Source organism: Nocardia sp. NPDC049737 (assembly GCF_040674755.1).
In the GTDB taxonomy this organism is placed as follows: Bacteria; Actinomycetota; Actinomycetes; order Mycobacteriales; family Mycobacteriaceae; genus Nocardia.
On record NZ_JBFANH010000021.1, the window covers coordinates 114,350 to 133,176 of the forward strand.

General features: G+C 64.4%; 14 protein-coding genes. 8 read left to right on the forward strand and 6 right to left on the reverse strand.

Annotated elements, in window-relative coordinates; genetic code table 11:
* Nucleotides 1-59 precede the first annotated feature (59 nt).
* The 6 genes from murQ to AB0J47_RS26785 form a co-directional block, all read right to left on the reverse strand.
* Nucleotides 60-956, reverse strand: a complete 897-nt coding sequence (murQ, locus tag AB0J47_RS26760) for an N-acetylmuramic acid 6-phosphate etherase (protein WP_364351516.1) — start codon at nt 954-956, stop codon at nt 60-62.
* A 16-nt stretch (nt 957-972) separates the two neighbouring features.
* Nucleotides 973-1,836, reverse strand: coding sequence for a MurR/RpiR family transcriptional regulator (locus AB0J47_RS26765; protein ID WP_364351519.1), 864 nt, complete (start codon nt 1,834-1,836; stop codon nt 973-975).
* 3 nt (nt 1,837-1,839) lie between these two features.
* The gene (locus AB0J47_RS26770) at nt 1,840-3,000 is read right to left on the reverse strand and encodes an anhydro-N-acetylmuramic acid kinase (RefSeq protein ID WP_364351522.1); all 1,161 of its coding nucleotides are present in this window, start codon (nt 2,998-3,000) and stop codon (nt 1,840-1,842) included.
* Nucleotides 3,000-4,529, reverse strand: a complete 1,530-nt coding sequence (locus AB0J47_RS26775) for a sodium:solute symporter (protein ID WP_364351525.1) — start codon at nt 4,527-4,529, stop codon at nt 3,000-3,002. Before AB0J47_RS26775 ends, AB0J47_RS26770 begins: the two co-directional genes overlap by 1 nt.
* A gap of 63 nt (nt 4,530-4,592) precedes the next feature.
* The gene (locus tag AB0J47_RS26780; protein WP_364351528.1) at nt 4,593-5,522 is read right to left on the reverse strand and encodes a BadF/BadG/BcrA/BcrD ATPase family protein; all 930 of its coding nucleotides are present in this window, start codon (nt 5,520-5,522) and stop codon (nt 4,593-4,595) included.
* A gap of 10 nt (nt 5,523-5,532) precedes the next feature.
* Complete coding sequence (locus AB0J47_RS26785; protein ID WP_364351531.1) at nt 5,533-5,772, reverse strand: hypothetical protein; 240 nt, start codon at nt 5,770-5,772, stop codon at nt 5,533-5,535.
* A 120-nt stretch (nt 5,773-5,892) separates the two neighbouring features.
* Between AB0J47_RS26785 and AB0J47_RS26790 the strand changes: the two genes are divergently transcribed.
* From AB0J47_RS26790 to AB0J47_RS26825, 8 genes are all read left to right on the forward strand, one after another.
* The gene (locus AB0J47_RS26790; RefSeq protein ID WP_364351534.1) at nt 5,893-6,480 is read left to right on the forward strand and encodes a hypothetical protein; all 588 of its coding nucleotides are present in this window, start codon (nt 5,893-5,895) and stop codon (nt 6,478-6,480) included.
* A 58-nt stretch (nt 6,481-6,538) separates the two neighbouring features.
* Nucleotides 6,539-6,946, forward strand: a complete 408-nt coding sequence (locus AB0J47_RS26795) for a TIGR03668 family PPOX class F420-dependent oxidoreductase (RefSeq protein WP_364351667.1) — start codon at nt 6,539-6,541, stop codon at nt 6,944-6,946.
* Nucleotides 6,947-7,046: 100 nt separating this feature from the next.
* A complete protein-coding gene (locus AB0J47_RS26800) occupies nt 7,047-7,877 on the forward strand; it encodes a mycofactocin-coupled SDR family oxidoreductase (protein ID WP_364351537.1) in 831 nt (276 codons plus the stop codon).
* A 399-nt stretch (nt 7,878-8,276) separates the two neighbouring features.
* A complete protein-coding gene (locus tag AB0J47_RS26805; protein WP_364351540.1) occupies nt 8,277-10,628 on the forward strand; it encodes an arylsulfatase in 2,352 nt (783 codons plus the stop codon).
* Nucleotides 10,629-10,675: 47 nt separating this feature from the next.
* Nucleotides 10,676-11,584 carry a formylglycine-generating enzyme family protein gene (locus tag AB0J47_RS26810; protein WP_364351670.1) on the forward strand — a complete coding sequence of 303 codons (909 nt, stop codon included), beginning with the start codon at nt 10,676-10,678 and terminating at the stop codon, nt 11,582-11,584.
* 815 nt (nt 11,585-12,399) lie between these two features.
* Nucleotides 12,400-13,461 carry an acyl-CoA desaturase gene (locus AB0J47_RS26815; protein ID WP_364351543.1) on the forward strand — a complete coding sequence of 354 codons (1,062 nt, stop codon included), beginning with the start codon at nt 12,400-12,402 and terminating at the stop codon, nt 13,459-13,461.
* A gap of 302 nt (nt 13,462-13,763) precedes the next feature.
* On the forward strand, nt 13,764-17,936 hold the full coding sequence (locus tag AB0J47_RS26820; RefSeq protein WP_364351546.1) for a TIR domain-containing protein: 4,173 nt from the start codon (nt 13,764-13,766) through the stop codon (nt 17,934-17,936).
* Nucleotides 17,933-18,817, forward strand: a complete 885-nt coding sequence (locus AB0J47_RS26825) for a DUF4231 domain-containing protein (RefSeq protein ID WP_364351549.1) — start codon at nt 17,933-17,935, stop codon at nt 18,815-18,817. Before AB0J47_RS26820 ends, AB0J47_RS26825 begins: the two co-directional genes overlap by 4 nt.
* The last annotated feature ends 10 nt before the right edge of the window (nt 18,818-18,827 follow it).

An 18,827-nucleotide genomic window follows, 5' to 3' on the forward strand; every position in this document is an offset into this window, starting at 1 on the left:
CCGGCGGTGGCGCGGAACTGTGGGTCAGGGTAGCGGTTGGTTGCGCGGCGAATGGGATATCAGTGCGGTACGGCGTCGCGCACCCGCCCGTCCGCGTCGTGCAGTAGTGCGCGGGCCGCCGACACGTCGACTCCGGTCAGGCGCATGACGATAGCGGTTTTCACTTGGCCGTCGGCGGCATCCAATAGGGCCGCGGCGGTGGCGGAATCGGTTCCGGTCGCCTCAGCGACGATGCGGCGCGCACGGTCGACGAGTTTGGCATTGGTGGGCTGCACATCCACCATCAGGTTGCCGTAGACCTTGCCCGACCGCACCATGGCGGCGGTGGAGAGCATATTGCACACCATCTTCTGCGCCGTGCCTGCCTTCAACCGGGTGGAGCCGGTCAAAACCTCAGGTCCCGTATCGATTTCGATGCCGACGTCGGCGTAGGTGCTGGCTTCCGCGTTGCGGTTGCAGGAGATCGCGACGGTCGCGGCACCGATCGAGCGGCCGAATCGCAGCGCACCGATGGCGTAGGGGGTCCGGCCGCTGGCGGCCAGTGCGACAACCACATCGTCGCTGGTAAGTGCGATGGCGGACAGGTCGGCGGCGGCCAGCGCGGGATCGTCCTCGGCACCTTCGACGGCGCGCAGCAAGGCGACGGGTCCGCCCGCGATTATGCCGAGAACCTCGCCGGGATCGGTGCCGAAGGTCGGTGGGCATTCGGCCGCATCGAGTACGCCGAGGCGGCCGCTGGTGCCCGCGCCGAGGTAGATCAGTCGACCGCCGTGCCGCCGTGCCGCGACGATCAGCTCGACCGCTCGTGCGATCTGCGGAATCGCCTGCGCCACAGCCGAAGCCACACCGGCATCCTCGGCGTTCATGGTGTGCAGCAGCTCGTCGATCGGCATCGAATCCAGCATGCTGGTGCGTGGATTCGACGCTTCGGTTGTCAGCGAACCGATTTCGGTCACCGCGACACCGGGTAATTCATTCGGCCTCCTTGGTTCGACGATCGGCTACCGCCTCGTAGGTGCGCCGCAGCGCCCTTGCCGCCGACGGCGTGCGTTGCAGGACGCCGACATACAGCGCATCGACGATGAGGAGCTGACTCATACGACTCGCCATTGCCGCGGAACGGAATCCGTCCTCACGTCCGGCCACGAGCACCGTGTGCGCGGCGGTATTCGCGAGTCCGGATCGAGCCCCGGCCGTCACGGCGACAGTGCGCACGCCCGCGTCGGCGGCCCGGCGCACGGCTTCGACGATAGCGGCGGTCTCACCCGAATGCGAGAACGCGACGGTTACATCACCGGTCTGGAGCAGGCTGGCCTGCACCAGCGCGTCATCCTCGGATGTGCATGCGCCGCACCACATTCCGATGCGGGTCAGCTTCTGCGCCATATCCATCGCGACGAGTCCGGACGCCCCGATGCCGACCAGATGCACCCGTCGCGCGCCCACCAGTGCGTCGACGACGGCTTCCATGGTCGCGGGATCGGCGAGTTCGGCGGTCGCCATCATGCCCTCGGTTTCGAAGGCGGTCAGTTTGTGCAGTACCTTCGATAAAGGGTCGTCGGCATCGATATCGGTGGCGAATACCGGCGCGTTGTCGTCGCCGCCGACCGCGGCCATTGCCAGTCGCAGCTGCGGATAACCTTCGTAGCCGAGGGTTTTCGCCAGTCGGACCACCGCGGAGGTGCTGGTCGCGGATCGCTCGGCGAGCTGGCTCACTGTGAGCTGTGCGGCGGCAGCCGGATCGTGCCGGATCACCTGCGCGACGCGAAGTGCGGTCGGGGTGAGTCGTGGTAGCGCCGCCAGCAGGCGAGTGCGTACGTCGTCGGAATCGGGCATCGTTCACCCCGCCAGCGTGAGTCGTCGGGGCATGGTTACCGGCGCGCCGGGCAGTGTGAATCCAGCCGCACCCGGGGTGATGGAACCGAGCACCGCCGCGCGACTCGCTCCGGTACAGGCGGGATGGCTACCCGCCAGACCGTGTGCGGTGAGGAAGCCGAGCACGGCGAATGCGGTGGCCTCCTTCGCCGCCGACGGTAGGCCGAGTTCGTCCGATGTACGCAATTTCGTGGGGCCCAGAGATGCGCCGAGCATTGCCATCAGGGTGGGATTGCATGTCCCGCCGCCCGACGCGACGACCTCGGTCGGGCGCAGTGGTGCGAGGGCGTCGGCGATGGTGCGGGCGGTCAGCGCGGTCACAGTGGCGACAATATCGTCGGCGGAGGCCGCGGGGCCGTCCAACACGCGCTCCAGGTAGCTGCGGTTGAACAGCTCCTTGCCGGTGGACTTGGGGGCCGGTGCGCGGTAATAGGGTTCCGCGAGAAGGGTTTCCAGCAGATCGGTATCGATGTCGCCGCGGGCGGCACGTACTCCGTCACGGTCTAAATGCTCGACACCGCCCGTGCACAATTCGACGGCCGCATCGATCAGCGCGTTGCCAGGTCCGGTGTCGAAGGCGACCGGCTTGTCGCCGGTGACTGTGACATTCGCGATCCCGCCGATATTCAGCGCGGCCGCGCGTTCGGGACGTCCCGCCAGCCACAGCAGGTCGAACAGCCCCACCAGCGGTGCGCCCTGTCCGCCTGCGGCGATATCGCGCGAACGAAAGTCGCTGACGACCGGCAATCCGGTGCGTTCGGCGATCCATGCGGGCTGACCCAGCTGCAGCGTGCCCTTTACCGCACCGTCGCTCACCCAGTGGTAGACGGTCTGCCCATGGGAGGCAACGAGATCGGCTGTGCTGCCGAAGAACTCGTACATTGCCGCCAGAGCCGCATCGGCGAAGGCCTGGCCGATCGCGGTATCCAGACGGCACACGGTCGCCATGTCCATGGCATTGGGCGGCAAGGCGGCGATGAGTTCCGAGCGCAGTTCGTCGGGATACGATCGGCTGAGCTGTCCGACGAGTCGCACCTGAATCGTCGTGTCCCGCAATACGATGTCCGCCCCGACGGCGTCGATCGCATCGTGCGAGGTTCCCGACATCAACCCGATGACGCGCACTAGGCCACCACCGCAACAGGTTCCGGCTCATCCGGTGCGGACGCCGAGTGGAACAGGCTCGCGATGCCGCCGACGATCAATGTCACGAGTACACCGATCGGCACCAACCACTGTGCCGCGATCCCCTTTTCGACCACCTTCCCGGCGACGGTCACATCGATCTTGACCACCCGCACCACGAATGTCATCACGATCACCGTGGCAATGAAGGCGACGATCGCGTCGAACTGGTTGGCGCGCGCGACCAGTCGCCCGAGCAGGAACGCGCCGAGCAGCGCACCGTAGGTGTAGCCGGCGATGGTGAGCGCCGTCAGGTACACATTGCCCGTCGTCGCACTGAAACCCATGGCGAACAGCGCCATCAGCGCCGCCCACACCAGTGTCATCACGCGCGCCAGACGCAGCAGCGTGGCATCGGCGAGCGTACGTCGGGAGAAGCCGCGAATGATATCGGCGACCGTCGAATTGGCCATGGAATTCAACGCCGAGGACAGCGACCCCATTGCCGCGCCGAGGATTCCGGCGACCAATAGCCCGGAGACCACCACCGGCAACCCGTGCAGAATGAAGTTGGGATACAGACTGTCCGCGCTGGCCAATCCGAGTTCCTTGGCCGTCTTGCCGCTGTTGTATGACCACAGCAGCACACCGACCAAGGAGAACGCGGCGAATTGGATGGCCACGAAGATGCCCGAACCGATCATCGCCTTCTGACTGTCGCGCAGCGACCGCGTCGCCAGAATCCGCTGCACGATCAGTTGATCCGAGCCGTGCGAGGCCATCGCGAAGATCGCGCCGCCGATAACCGCGGTCGGCAGGGCGAATGTGCTGGTGAGGATGTGCGCGAGACCGAAATCGGTATCGAAGACGCGGAACTTGCCCGCATGCAACGCATCCGACCAGCCGGAGGCGCCGACATGGCCGGTGAGCACACAGATCGCGATAAGTGCACCGGTGAGGTAGAGGCCCATCTGCAGCGCGTCGGTCCAGATCACCGCCTTGATGCCGCCGAGGTAGGTGTAAACGACGGTCAACAACGTCAGCGCCACGATGATCGCGTCGTAGCCGAAGTCGAGTCCGAATTCGCTGAGCAGCAACTTGATCGGAATGGCTGAGGCGAACAGTCGCACACCCTCCGCGAGCAGCCGGGTGAACACGAAAGTCACCGCGGCCACGCCCTGCAGATAGCGACCGAAACGAAGCTCGAGGTACTGGTACGCGCTGACGAACCCGCCGCGCTTGTAGAGCGGGATCAGCACGATCGCCACCACCGTGCGTCCGATGATGTACCCGATGGCCAATTCGACATTTCCGAAGGCCTGATCGGTGTAGGCGCCACCCGGAATCGAAATGACGGTGAGCACACTCGTTTCGGTGGCCACCACCGACAAACACACTGTCCACCACGGCATACGGCCCTCACCGACGAAATAGTCGCTGCTGGACTTCTGTTTTCCGGACAGCCGCAGGCCGATCCACGCGACGGTGACGAGATAGACGACGATGACGGCAAGATTGAGTGCGTTCAACGCAGCTCCCCGGTGACGCGGCGGACTGAGTGCAATTAAGTGTCAGTGGTCACGCATGTCCTGTCAATAAGTGTCAGAGATTCGGGTGACCAGCGCTTCGAGCGCGGTGGTCGGGTCGAGGCCGAGCAATGCGGCACCGTCGATCGGATCGCCGATCGGATCGCGGCGGTCGATCGCGTGCGCGATCCGGTGGTCGAGCGGCTCCAAGAGTGGCGCGCCGAGCTTGGTGAGACCGCCCGTGATCGCATAGGGGACCGGTGGACGAATTCCGGATCGTTCGATCGCGGCGAGGACGGTGCGAGCGAGTGCACCTGCAGCGGCTGCCATGATCGCGGCCGCGATATCGTCGACAGCGGCGGCTACGAAGGGTGCGAACTCGGCGGCGATCAGGGCCGGATTATCCTGTTCGCCAAGATATTTCGGCAGTGCTTCCAGTTCGATGCCGTAGCGTTCGCGGGCCTTCTCGGTCAGGATCGTGCGTTGCCCGCGGCCATCATGGGCACGTAGTGCGGCGCGTAGACCTTCGAGGCCGATCCAGCCGCCGCTGCCCTCATCGCCGAGTTGCGGTCCCCACCCGTCGACTCGGGTAAACCCGCCGGCATCGTCGACGGCGGTCGCGACGGCCCCGGTTCCGATAGCCAGCACGACACCGGGGGATCCTCCCAGCGCCCCGGCGTGTGCGGTGACGGCGTCGGAAGTCACGGCGACCGCTGCCGCGCCGGGAACCTCCGCCAACCGCCGGGCAAGTGCCGCCGCCGCGTCCGGTGCCGATGCGGCACCCGCCGCGCCGACAGACAGCGTGAATGTTGTTGGTAGCGAATCGATCTGCCTTGTCACCGCGTAGATCGCACGCTCCGCCGCAATGACACCCGTCGCGTATGCCAGCCCCGGCGCACCCGGTGCTTCCGCATAGCCGACCTGACTTCCGTCGACGCGCAATGAACCGCGACAGCCCGTCTTGCCGAGATCGATCGCGAGAACATGGCTGGTCATGGGAACATCTTTACCCTGTGCTCGGCGAGATTGAGGCCATCGCTGAGTGTCGACGCCGCGACGAGCAGACGAGTTCGGCCTCCGAGTCCTTGACCGCTGCGTCAGCATCGAGGACCACGTCGATGCGATCGGGATCGACAACGATCACGCCTTCCTCCTCGGCGAGGATCAGGTCACCGGGGGATACCTCGACGCCACCAGAGGTCACCGGAGTCTGTAGCTCACCGAGTTGTGCGGTGGTGCCCGCCACAGGCGTGACGAAGCGGCTCGTTGATCTCGGCGGATTTCCAGCAAACTATTGGCACACCACCGTATGATGCGTCAAGAATTCGGTTTGCCCTGCTGCGATGACATCCAGGAGGTCATGCGCGTGGAAGACAACCGATACCTGGCCGAGGACGAAACGGCACGCGAAATGCGTCGCAGAATAGCGCTGGCGCTGCCCGCATTGGGGCTGATGGAGCCCGTTGTCTGGAACGGCTCGAACGGTAACGCAGCCGAGCCGTTGACCGTCGAATTCCCGACTGTCCAAGACCGGTCCCCGGGGCCGGGCACCACGATTCACGGCTTGGCCGACCTGAACTGGCAGCCTGTACCCGGCGCACCACCGCAAAGCTTCGAAACCGCCGACGTGCTCGGTTCCTATCGAACCCCCGGCTTCTACGCGAGCTATGCCCGCTGGCACCCCGGTTGGATGAGCGCCCCGCACGCCTACACCTTCGATCGCCACGCCGTAATGCTGTCGGGCGTATGGACGGTCGGCGCGGGCCCCACCATCGACCTCACCGCCACCCTGCCCATGTACCCTGGCGAATTCGCCACGCGCACAGCGGGTACACCGCACTACGACGGAACTTTGGGCGACAGCCCGGAGCCCGCGGTTTTCATCCTGTTCGGAATCGGGCCTGCCGTACCGATTCCCGTGGACCCCGCGCGGCCGCTGTTCGTCCGCATCTAGTCGCGAACCAGGCGAGAATGAGTGTGTGGCCGATCGTTGATGCGGAGGTTCGGTGCGACTGAATGCGAAACTGGCGCGGGAACGGTTCATGGCAGAACCGGTAGCCCGACTCGCCACCGTGTCCACCGACCTGCGTCCACATATCGTGCCGATCGTATTCGCGGTCATCGACCACATCATCTACAGCGCCGTAGATGCGAAGCCGAAGACGACAACAGCCTTGCGCCGCTTGGCGAATATCGCCGCGAACCCCACCGTAGCCGTGCTCGCCGACCACTACAGCCAGGACTGGACGCACCTGTGGTGGACCAGAGCCGACGGCACCGCGCGAATCGTTGACGCCCCCGAAGCCGAGCAAGCCCTGGAGCTTCTGACCGCACGGTATCCCGTCTACCGCACCCAGCCGCCCCCCGGACCGGTGCTGGCCGTCGACGTCACCCGCTGGTCGGGCTGGTCCGCGAGCTGACCTGTCGATCTACTCGCCTCGCGCAATGGACGTAGCCGTTCCTGCCGAGTCACACCACGGATCGTGAAAGCATGGGATCACCGGTCGAGAGGGGACACGCGTGGGGCAGCTGGAGGGCAAGGTAGCAGTGATCACCGGGGGCGCGCGCGGTCAAGGGCGTTCGCATGCGGTCACTTTGGCCGCTGAAGGCGCCGACATCGTGCTGTGCGATATCGCCGAGCCGATCAGCAGCGTGCCGTATCCGCTGAGCTCCGAAGACGATCTCGCCCAGACCGTCAAGCTCGTCGAGGAGACCGGGCGGCGCTGCCTCGCGGTACAGGCCGACGTGCGCAGCCGCGCGGCGATGGACGGGTTGGCCGAACGGGCCGTCGCCGAATTCGGCCGGATCGACATCCTGCTCGCCAACGCCGGTATCGCCTCGGGTGCGGCCATCGCCGAGATGGACGAGCAGATGTGGCAGGACATGATCGATGTCAACCTCACCGGCGTCTTCCACAGTTTCCGTGCCGTGGTGCCGCATATGATCGAACGCCGGTGGGGCAGAATCGTTGCCACCTCGTCCATCGTCGGCCGCATGGGAGCGGCGAACTCGGGCCACTACGCGGCAGCGAAATGGGGTGTCATCGGTTTGGTCAAATCGCTTGCCCATGAAGCAATTCCGCACGGCATCACCGTCAACGCGGTACTACCGGCCGGTGTGCGCACCGATATGATCATGAATCCGGCAATGTATTCGGCGATGGTGCCCGATATCGAGAATCCCACCCTCGAGGATGTGGAGGCGATGTTCGCCTCCGGTCCGCCGAATGGCGACCTCATTGTGCCGCAAGAGGTTTCCCAAGCAATCCTACTTCTGGTCGGCGAATCCGGGCGCCACTTCAACGGCGAAGCGATCACCATCTCCGGTGGCATGAGCGCGGGCACCATCTGACGCGCGCCGCAAATCAACCGAAGTCGCCCTTTACGTCGACTGAACACTCCCGCCGGCGCGACTAGTCACCCAACAGCTGCCCGTCTTTTTCGTCGGTGCGAGGTGTAGGCCGCCCTGTGGGACTGACCGCAAGTGGTGACACAGCGCCGTCCGACGCCGTACTCTCTGAGTACGGAACGCGTTGATCAGCGAATATTCGGACATCATGTCCGCGAAGTACGTGACCACCACACGTCGAATCGAATATCCGAACTCTCCGCCGCATCACCGGAGCTGGGCGCGCCTGTCCCGACACCACGGCCGCACCGATCGGCGTTCGCGTTTCAACCCGCATGAGGTCCGGAGCCTGGACAACAGGACGAATGGCAAACCAACAGCTCTCGTTATCGGAGGTGGATGATGGCCAGGAAGTTCGAGGGGAAGGTCGCGCTCGACATACGTGATTCGGTCCCCGATTGGGGGCCTTACGCAGAGCCGACGGCGCCGCGGGGCGCGCCGAATGTGTTGTATCTGGTGTGGGACGACATCGGGATCGGCACCTGGGACTGTTACGGCGGTCTGGTCGAGATGCCGAATATGAAGCGCATCGCCGATAGCGGTGTGCAGTTCACGCAGTTCCACACCACCGCCCTGTGTTCACCCACACGCGCCTCCTTGATGACCGGCCGGAATGCGACCTCGGTCGGTATGGCGACCATCGAGGAGTTCACCGACGGGTTCCCGAGTATGTGTGGGCGCATACCGGCCGAAACCGCGCTGTGCTCGGAGGTTCTCGCCGAGCGTGGGTGGAATACGTACGCGGTCGGCAAATGGCATATGACTCCACTGGAAGAGGAGAATCTGGCCGCATCCAAGCGGCATTGGCCGCTGGGGCGTGGGTTCGAGCGATTTTACGGTTTCCTGGGCGGCGAGGCCGACCAGTGGTATCCGAATCTGGTGTACGACAATCACCCGATTTCGCAGCCTTACCCTCCGGAAGACGGATATCACCTGTCGAAGGATCTGGCGGACAAGGCGATCGAGTTCATCCGCGATTCGAAGGTGGTTGCCCCCGACAAGCCGTGGTTCACCTACTTGTGCCCGGGAGCCGGGCATGCGCCGCACCACGTACCACGGGAATGGGCCGACAAGTACCGCGGCCGGTTCGACATGGGCTATGAGAAGTATCGCGAGATCGTCCTGGAGAACCAGAAGCGCATGGGTCTGGTGCCGGAGAACACCGAATTGTCGCCGATGAATCCGTATTCGAATGTCACCAGCGCGGACGGCAAGCCGTGGCCGGCGCTGGATACGGTGCGGGCGTGGGATTCGTTGTCGGAGGACGAGAAGCGGCTGTTCCGACGGCAGGCCGAGGTATTCGCCGGATTCCTGTCCTACACCGACGCGCAGATCGGCCGACTACTGGACTATCTCGAAGAAAGCGGCCAACTGGACAACACCATCATCGTCGCCTTCTCGGACAACGGTGCCAGCGGCGAGGGTGGGCCGAATGGCACCGCCAATGAGATGAAGTTCTTCAACGGCTACATCGACACGATCGAGGACAGTCTGGGCAAGCTCGACGAGCTGGGTTCGCCGACCACCTACAGCCACTACAGCATCGGCTGGGCGATGGCGTTCAACACCCCGTACAAGCTGTACAAGCGATATGCCTCGCACGAAGGCGGCATCGCTGACCCGTGCCTGATGTCATGGCCGGCCGGTGTGGCGGCCCGCGGCGAGGTGCGCCACCAGTACCTCAACGTCTGCGATGTCACCCCGACCGTCTACGACCTGCTCGGCATCACACCCCCGGATACGGTGAAGAACGTACGACAGCGTCCTTTGGAAGGCATCAGTTTCCGGGCGCTGTTCGATGACGCGAACGCGGACGTCGGTAAGCACACGCAGTTCTATTCGATGCTCGGCACGCGCGGGATCTGGCAAGACGGGTGGTTCGCCGACACCGTTCACGCGGCATGTCCGTCCGGCTGGGGGCATTTCGACCAGGACCGCTGGGAACTGTTCCATATCGAGCAGGACCGCAGCCAGATGCACGACCTGGCCGATGTTCATCCCGAGAAGCTGGAGGAGCTGAAGGCGCTGTGGTTCTCGGAGGCGGAGAAATACAACGGCTTCCCGCTCAACGATCTCGACGTCATCTCCATGATGACGCGTCACCGCCCGACGTACGGTGCGAATCGGGACAGCGCTGTCTACTATCCAGGCGTCGCGGATGTGGGCCCCGGGGCGGCGCTGGAGATTCAGGGACGGTCGTTCGCGCTGCTCGCAGAGGCGACGATCGACAATGCCGATGCCGAAGGGGTGCTCTTCGCTCATGGCGGCCGACTTGGTGGACACACCCTCTACGTCAAGGACGGCCACCTTTGTTACACCTATAACTTCCTCGGTGAGGAAGAGCAGACCATCGTCTCCGATCGAACGGTCCCGCTGGGCGACCACATCCTCGGCATCCGGTACGAGCGCCACGGTACCCGCCCCGATAACTTCACACCCACCGGTGAGGCCGTCTTGTACATCGATGAGAACCCGGTCGGCTCTCTCGATGACATGCGGACCCAGCCCATCGTTTTCTCCGGCGTCGGAGAAGGAATCCGCGTCGGCCGCGACAGCGGTCAGTCCGTATCCGCGAGCTACCGCTCACCGTTCCCGTTCACCGGGGGAACGATGCACCAGGTCATCGAGGACGTGAGCGGCAAGCCCTACCAGGACCTGGAAATGGCGGCGGCTGCGGCATTTTCGCGCGATTGAGGCGGCGATCCGTGGCTACCGCAACCCGTCACGATGTCCGGCGAGGCATGGTCCGGATATCCGGCGGCAGCTTCGCGATGGGATCGGAGGACTTCTTCCCCGAGGAGCGGCCGGTGCACCAGGTGCGGGTCGATTCGTTCTGGATCGATCCGCATCCGGTGACCAACGCCGCGTTCCGACGCTTCGTGAAACAGACCGGATACGTCACGGTCGCCGAACGTACTCCCGCGGCCGAGGACTACCCGGAGGCGGAGCCGGAGAACCTGATTCCGGGGGCACTGGTATTCCAACCCACCAAGGGACCGGTGCCATTGGACAACTGGCGCCGTTGGTGGCGGTATGTGCCCGGCGCATGCTGGCGCCACCCGCGCGGGCCCGGCAGCACACTCGACGGGCTCGACCGCCACCCGGTCACCCAGGTCGCCTACGAGGACGCCACTGCATACGCGGCCTGGGTCGGTAAAAAGCTGCCGACCGAGGCCGAATGGGAGTATGCCGCCCGCGGCGGACTGGACGGGGCCACCTACGCCTGGGGCGAGCAGTTCGAACCCACCGGCCGGCGCATGGCCAACATCTGGGTCGGCGCATTTCCGTGGCAATTCCACCCCGGTCGCGGGCAGACCGGGACGCCCGGCACCACAGCGGTCGGGACTTATTCACCGAACGGCTACGGTCTGCACGATCTGACCGGCAATGTCTGGGAGTGGACTGTGGACTACTTCCGCCCGCAGCACCCGACGCCGACCTGCTGTGCCCCACACAATCCGCGCGTGGACACCCCCGAACCAACAGCGCCGCAACGATTTCCACGCCGCATCATCAAGGGCGGATCGTATCTGTGTGCGGCCGACTACTGCCTTCGGTACCGGCCCGCGGCCCGACAAGGTCAGACCGAAGACACCGCTACCTGCCATCTAGGCTTCCGGTGCGTCGCGCACGACGCACCGGAAGCATGAAATTGCTTCCTCGACCGGCTAGCCGGTCCTCGACCGGCTAGCCCAGTTCGAGCGTGCCGAGAATCTCAGATGCACCAAACGACGCTACCGAGCGGGAAACACAACACGACCGAACCGGCCGGAGTGGCGGATGCCGACGGTGATTCGGCAGAAGCTGCGGGAGCTGCGAGGACTAGCAGAGGCAAGGCCATAACAGTGGCGGCAACGGTTTTGACTGTCTTATTGGACATTTTTCATCCTTCAACTAAAGGTTTGAATCGAGAATTATTCTCAACATCCCCGTAGTCGCCCTGTTGGGCCCATACGCACCTTTTGTCTGGTACGCCGAATTCGGTGATGTAGACCCCGACGAGCTCTATGAAGTCCGCGAACCAGGCGACGCTGCCAAGTTGCCGGAATCAAGCTCTGAATGCATCACGTGCCGATCGAATGCTGCTGGCACGCGGTTGGTTGCTTGGTGAAGTTCACATGATTTGCCCCGGATGGAGCACATCCTCCGGCGAGGCCGACAGTTGCTTCATCGGCCGGACCGAACAGGGACGCCATCTGGTAAACGGTAAGGCGTCAAGTAGAGCTTACCGCTGGCTACCACACGAATCGGTGGAAACTGGGGAACATTTCGAAGACAACTCTCCGATTTATGACGAGGCCCCGAGGCCGAGTCGCCCTCGGTCGCCGTGGTCGGAGCTCCGTTCGGCAGTTCGATCGCCACACCGACCCCCAGTGTTCGAGCTATATCAGGCTATTGTTCGGTCCACACCGCTAGGTTTGCGGGCATCCTTCGCAGCCGGTGATGTATCGATAGGGGCCAACGCGTGACACTGACCGAAACCGACCCGCGCGTCGAACGCGACCGATCAGGGGAGCGGGGCAGCGACTACGCCAGGTTGTCTCGCCGAGTGCGACAAGCGGGACTGCTCACCCGGCGGCTGCGCTACTACGGTGGGCTGATCGCGGTCACGGTGGTGGGGCTGGCCGCCGGATGGACGGCGTTCGCACTCATCGGTGACTCGTGGTGGCAGCTGGGCACCGCGGTGTTTCTGGCCGCGATCTTCGCTCAGTTCGCCTTCCTCGGCCACGACGCCGGGCATCAGCAGATCTTTCGCACCCGCCGAGCCAATCAGCTGTTCGGCATGATCTGCGGGAATCTCGGCATCGGGTTGAGCATCGGCTGGTGGGTCGGCAATCACAACCGGCACCACGCGAACCCCAATACCGAGGGCGCCGACCCCGACATCATGGGCGTGCTGGCACACTCCGATGTGCGGGCGCGGGCCAGCCGCGGCATCCGGCGGCTGATATTCCGATACCAGGCATGGCTGTTCTTCCCGATGCTGTTGCTCGAAGCGGGCAGCCTGCACACCGCCAGCGTTCGAGCCGTGGCACGACGGGCGACGCCGTACTGGGCTTGGGAGGCCGCGCTACTGTGCGCCCACGCGATCTTGTATCTGTCCGCGGTGTTCCTGGTGTTGTCCCCGGCTAAAGCGATTGCCTTCCTCGTCGTTCAGCAAGGCCTGTTCGGGTTCTACATGGGGTGCACTTTCGCACCCAACCACAAGGGGATGGCCGTACTGCCCACACCTGGTTCCACCGACTTCCTGCGCCGTCAAGTGCTCACATCTCGCAATGTCCACGGCGGGTGGTTGACCGATGCCGCCCTCGGCGGCCTGAACTACCAGATCGAGCACCACCTGTTCCCATCCATGCCCCGGGCCAACCTGCGCCGAGCCCAACCGCTGGTCGCCGCATTCTGCGCTGAAATCGGTGTTCCCTATCGCCAGACCAGCCTGTTCGGCTCATACGCCCAGGCGCTACGTCACCTGCACACCGTCGGTCGATCGGCCGGCGCGGCCTCCTCGTCGCGTTCGACGAGCTGATCGATTCCGGACAGCCCGGCAGTCAGCACATGAATGAACTTCGCCGCTGGTCCAGCCGCTCAACTAGCAGCCCGGCGAACCACACTGTTGGTCACTAGCCCTCCTCGCACTCGATTCCGGCCTGCATCGATGCCGACGACACGAACACCCTGCCAAGTAAACAACCTTGCGTAGTGTTTGCGCAGAATATCGAGTAGCCGATACTCGCGTGCGTCGGTTTGTTCGAGCGCAGGATTTTCGTATGACGCTTGCGATATTCGGCGTGGGCTTCCGCCGGGGTTGACACACGGTGGTGTAGCCCAATGTCCAGGGTCTTTCTCAGTCACTCCAGCCGGGACGATCGCGAAGCGATCGCCCTCAAGACGTGGCTGACCGCAGCCGATCCAGGCCTGACCGGTGAGATTTTTCTCGATCTGGACCGACAGACCGGAATTCCGGTGGGCGTGCGGTGGAAAGACGCGCTGCGCCGCGCGAGCGACCGGTGCGAAGCGGTTATCTGTCTCGTTTCCGATAATTGGGACGCATCGCGCGAATGCAAAGTCGAATACCGCCACGCCGAGGACCTGAACAAGCCGATCTTCGCGGTTCGGTTGCAGCCTTTGACCGGTCGCGATATCACTACCGAATGGCAGCGCTGCGACCTGTTCGGTGACGGTCCGAAAACGGAGATCGCGGTGGACGGTGAGTCACCCCCGGTGCGACTGCTCACCGATGGTCTACTGCGACTCCGGGACGGTTTGCGCGCGGCCGGGATAGGGGCAGATACCTTTGCTTGGCCGCCGCCGGACGAACCGGACCGGACACCGTATCGCGGCTGGCAGCCACTGGAACAGGTGGACGCCGCAGTGTATTTCGGGCGCGACACCCAGGTCGGTCGCGCTCTGAATGCGATACGGGGAATGCGCAATTGCGGCGAGGGTCAAATGTTCGTCATTCTCGGGCCGTCGGGCGTCGGCAAATCGTCGTTCCTGCGGGCGGGCTTGCTACCGCGCCTGCATCGCGATGACCGGCATTTCCTGCCGATGGGCATCGTCCGGCCGCAACGTAACGCGCTCACCGGCGGCAGCGGATTCGCACACTCGATTCACGACCTACGCGACAGCATGGGATTGCACACACCCAGCCTCGGTGCGATCAAGGAAGGAATTCGGGATGTCACCCGTCTGTGTGCATGGCTGACCGAGGCGCAGCAGGCCGCCAAGGATCGCATTATCGACGCGACCGACAACGTGCCACCCACGCTCGTATTGCCGATCGACCAGGCCGAGGAACTATTCGGCGTCGACGCGGGTGAGCAGGCAGGCGCCTTCCTCGGTGTGCTCGCAGAACTGCTCGGCGCGGACGACGCGCTGCCGATGATCGCGATCGCGACAATTCGCTCCGACCGGTACGAGCCACTGCAGACCGCGCCGCAGTCGGCCGCCCTGGAGGTCCGCCCGTTCGATGATCTGAAACCTATGCCGCAGGCTCAATTCAAAGAGGTGATCTGTGGACCTGCTCGACGCGCGCGGGAATCCGGGAGCCGACTCTCGTTTGCGCCCGACCTGGTCGACCGACTGCTCGACGACTGGTCGCGCGGCGCGGATACGCTGCCGCTGCTCTCCCTCACGCTGGCACGGCTCTACCAGGACTACGGCGACGCAGAGATCACACTCGCCGAGTACAACGCGATGGGAGGGCTGCGCCGCGTCGTGCAGTGCGAGATCGACGAGCTGCTCGCCGCGGATCTCTCAGCCAGGCAGCGGCAATTGAAGGTGCTGCGCACCGCGTTCGTACCGTGGCTGGCGACGATTAATCCGGACAACGACCAGCCGATGCGGCGCGCGGCGCGTTGGTTCGACCTGCCGTCGGAGAGCCACCCGCTGCTCGAGGCGTTCATCGCCAGGCGCCTGCTGGTCCGCGACGAGCGCGACGGCGAGGTTGTTGTCGAAGTCGCGTTGGAAAGCTTACTGCGCCAATGGGATACGCTCGCCACGTGGCTGCGCGAGCAGTCCACCGACTTGAAGAACGCCGACGAGTTGGAACGCGCGGCGCACGCCTGGAAAGCCAACGCGCGCAGCGACGAATGGCTGCTCGTCGGCAGCCGACTCGATGATGCCGAATCCCTCGCCGCCGAACCGGGTTTCCGGGAGCGGCTCAACCCGACGCGGGAATTCCTGCTCGCCTCCCGGCGGTGTGCAGACGAGCGCGTCGAGGCAGACCTGCGGGCGGCGCGGGAGCGTCAGGAATCCGCGGAGGCCTTGGCGGCTGCGGAAACTCAGGCCAAGGAAAAGGCGCAGGAGTACACCCGGGTGCTGCGACGGCGGTCGCAAATACTGCGGGTGGCGTTGGCGTTAGCGGTAGTCGCGGCGTTGGCCGCCGGATTCTTGTTCCTCAAAGCATCGAGAGCGGAGAAAGACGCGACCGCGCGCAGCCGGGATGCGACCGCGTTGGCACTGCTCGCGAATTCGCAACTGATGCTGTCCGGTTCGTATCCGGGCGTCAACGACGACGTGCTCGCCATGCAGAGTGTGCTTGCCGCGCGCAGTTTTCCGAACCGCAACAACGGCGAATACTCGTTGCTCAGCGCCGTGAATCAGCTACGCAACCTGCGCAAGATCATCCCCACCGGCGGCGGCGACCTTCGCAGCGTCGATTTCAGTCCCGACGGCACGCGCGTCGTGTCCAGTCATGGTGAGCACATCCAGCTGTGGGACGCCGAAACCTGGAAGCCCATCGGCGAGTTCATGACCGGGCACACGCGGGAGGTGATGCAGGTCGCGTTCAGCCCCGACGGCAAACGCATCGTGACCGCCAGTGTCGACAACACATTGCGGCTGTGGGATGCCGAGACCCGCCTGCCGATCGGCGAACCGCTTCGCGGACACGAAGCACAGCTCACCAGCGTCGCGTTCAGCCGGGACGGCCGCCGAATCGTGTCGGGCAGCTCGGACAAGACGCTACGAGTGTGGGATGTCGAATCCCGCCAGCAGTTCGGTGAGCCTATGCGCGGACACGAGAGAGAGGTGATGAGCGTCGCGGTCGGCGTCGATAACACGGTCGCGTCAACAGGTTTCGATGGCACGGTTCGGCTGTGGGATATCGAGTCCCGTCAGCAGATCGGCGAGCTGATACGCGTACCCGGAGAAGAGTTCAGCAGTGTCACGTTCAGCCAGGACGGCACCCGAATCGCAGCGAGTGGTTCCGAGACCACGATCCGGCTGTGGGATGCCCATACCCGCCAGCCGATCGGCGAACCGCTGCGCGGCCACACCGCCGCTATCGAGCGAGTGGTGTTCAGCCGCGACGGATCCCGGCTCGCCTCGGCAAGCGACGACAAGACGGTGCGGCTGTGGGATACCGCGACCGGCCAGCCGGTCGGAGAACCGTTGGTGGGACACGAATTCGCGGTCAGCGCGGTCGCCTTCTACCCTGACGGACAGCGTCTGGTTTCCAGTGGCTTCGACGAAACGCTGCGCGAATGGGACGCCGCTGGCGGACAGGTTCTCCGCGGGCACAACGGGGGAGTTCTCGCCGCGGAATTCAGCCCGGACGGCACTCGGATCGTGTCCGACGGTGTCGATGCGACGATACGGCAGTGGGATGCCCGTACCGGGGCACCTCTGGCTGCGGTGATCCCGATCGAGGGCGTGCCCGCATGGCACTTCAGCCCCGACGGCACGCAGATCGTCACGATCTCTACCACCATGCTGCGACACTGGGACCTGGCCAGCGGTGCTCCGGTCGGGAACTCGATCGCCATACCGCCGGACACCAAGCGTCTGGCATTCGGCGTCGCCGACCGAAAACTCGCGACGGACAACGGCACTGATATCCAGATACGCGACATCGACACGATGCAGCCGATCGGTGTTCCAATTCGACAGCCCGCGTTGAATGCCTTCGAATTCAGCCCCGACGGTCGACAATTCGCCACCGGCGGCCGGGACTGGAGTGTCCGCCTCTGGGATACGAACTCGGGCCAGCAGATCGGTAAGGTCCTGAAAGGCCAAGGCTGGGTCAAGGACATAGAGTTCAGTCGGGACGGCCACACGCTCGCCGTCGCATACCAGGACAAGACGGTACGGCTGTGGAACGCGCAGACCGGAGATCCCATCGGCGATCCCATGCGGACCGATGGCTGGGTAAGCGACCTCGCGTTCAGCCCCGACGGCCGAACCATCGTCACCGGAGGTGAGGACAGCACCGTTCGTTTGTGGGATGTCCAGAAGCACAGTCAGATCGGTTCTGCCCTCATGGGACACACCCAACCGGTAACGCATGTGGAGTTCAGCCCCGACGGCAAGGATGTCGTGTCGACGAGCTACGACGGAACCATCCGTGTTCGGCCGGTCCCGACCGCATCAACAGACATCTTGTGCGACAAGATGACCTCCAACATGAGCCGGGAACGCTGGAACTCCTGGGTCTCGCCGAAAATCCCTTACCACAAACTGTGCCCGAATCTGCCGATCAAGGGTGAGGAGGGCAAATGACAGTGGCTTCCGATGACGAGCTGGTGAATGCCCTCTGGGAGAGGCGGATTCGCTGGTCCCATGCGGCCACCCGGATGAAACTGCGGATCGACCGACTCCGGCTGACGGTGCTGTACCTGAGCAGTTGGGGAGCGATCGCGGCCGCACTGACGGCTACGGTGCTGCGGCAGTCCGGGCTGAGCTCGCGCATCGTCGCGGCCACCGGTGCGGCGGCACTGGCAGGTGCCACCTATGTCGGAGCACAGTTACTGACCTCGGAAGCGGTCCGGCGCTGGACCCGCGCGCGGGCGGTATCGGAGGGAATGCGACAGCAGATCTTCAGGTTTCGCGCGATTCCGGGCACAGTCGCGCAGCTTCGCGCCGAAGTCGAAGAGCTCGAACAGGCCGCCGAGGACCTCCTGTGCTTCCTCGAGGAGGCGCCGCCCGTGGGACCCGCACCTGGGCCGCTGACACCGGAGCAGTATGCGAGCAAACGCGTCGAAGGCCAGATCACCAATTACTATCGCCCGACCGCTCGACGGTATTGCGCGCGAGCACAATTCCTGCGTCGGGTCGCCATCGCACTGGGGCTGATCGCCACGATGGCGGCGTCGGTCAGCACCGCGGTCAGCGCCGACGCCGCCACCCGAATCGCACCATGGATAGCCGTTTTGACCACACTCAGCGGTGCGCTGGTCGCCTATCTCGCAAGTAAGCGATATGACTTCCTGGTCATCAGCTATCTCGCGACCGCCAACCGGTTACAGCGACTGCTCGACCACTGGCGAACAGCGGGATCCCCGACCGGTCCACCGCAGTGGTCGGAATTCGTCGACGACTGCGAGAACACCATCGCCGTCGAAAACGAAAGCTGGCTGGCAAAATGGGCCGACGCTCGCTGACCATTCGAGC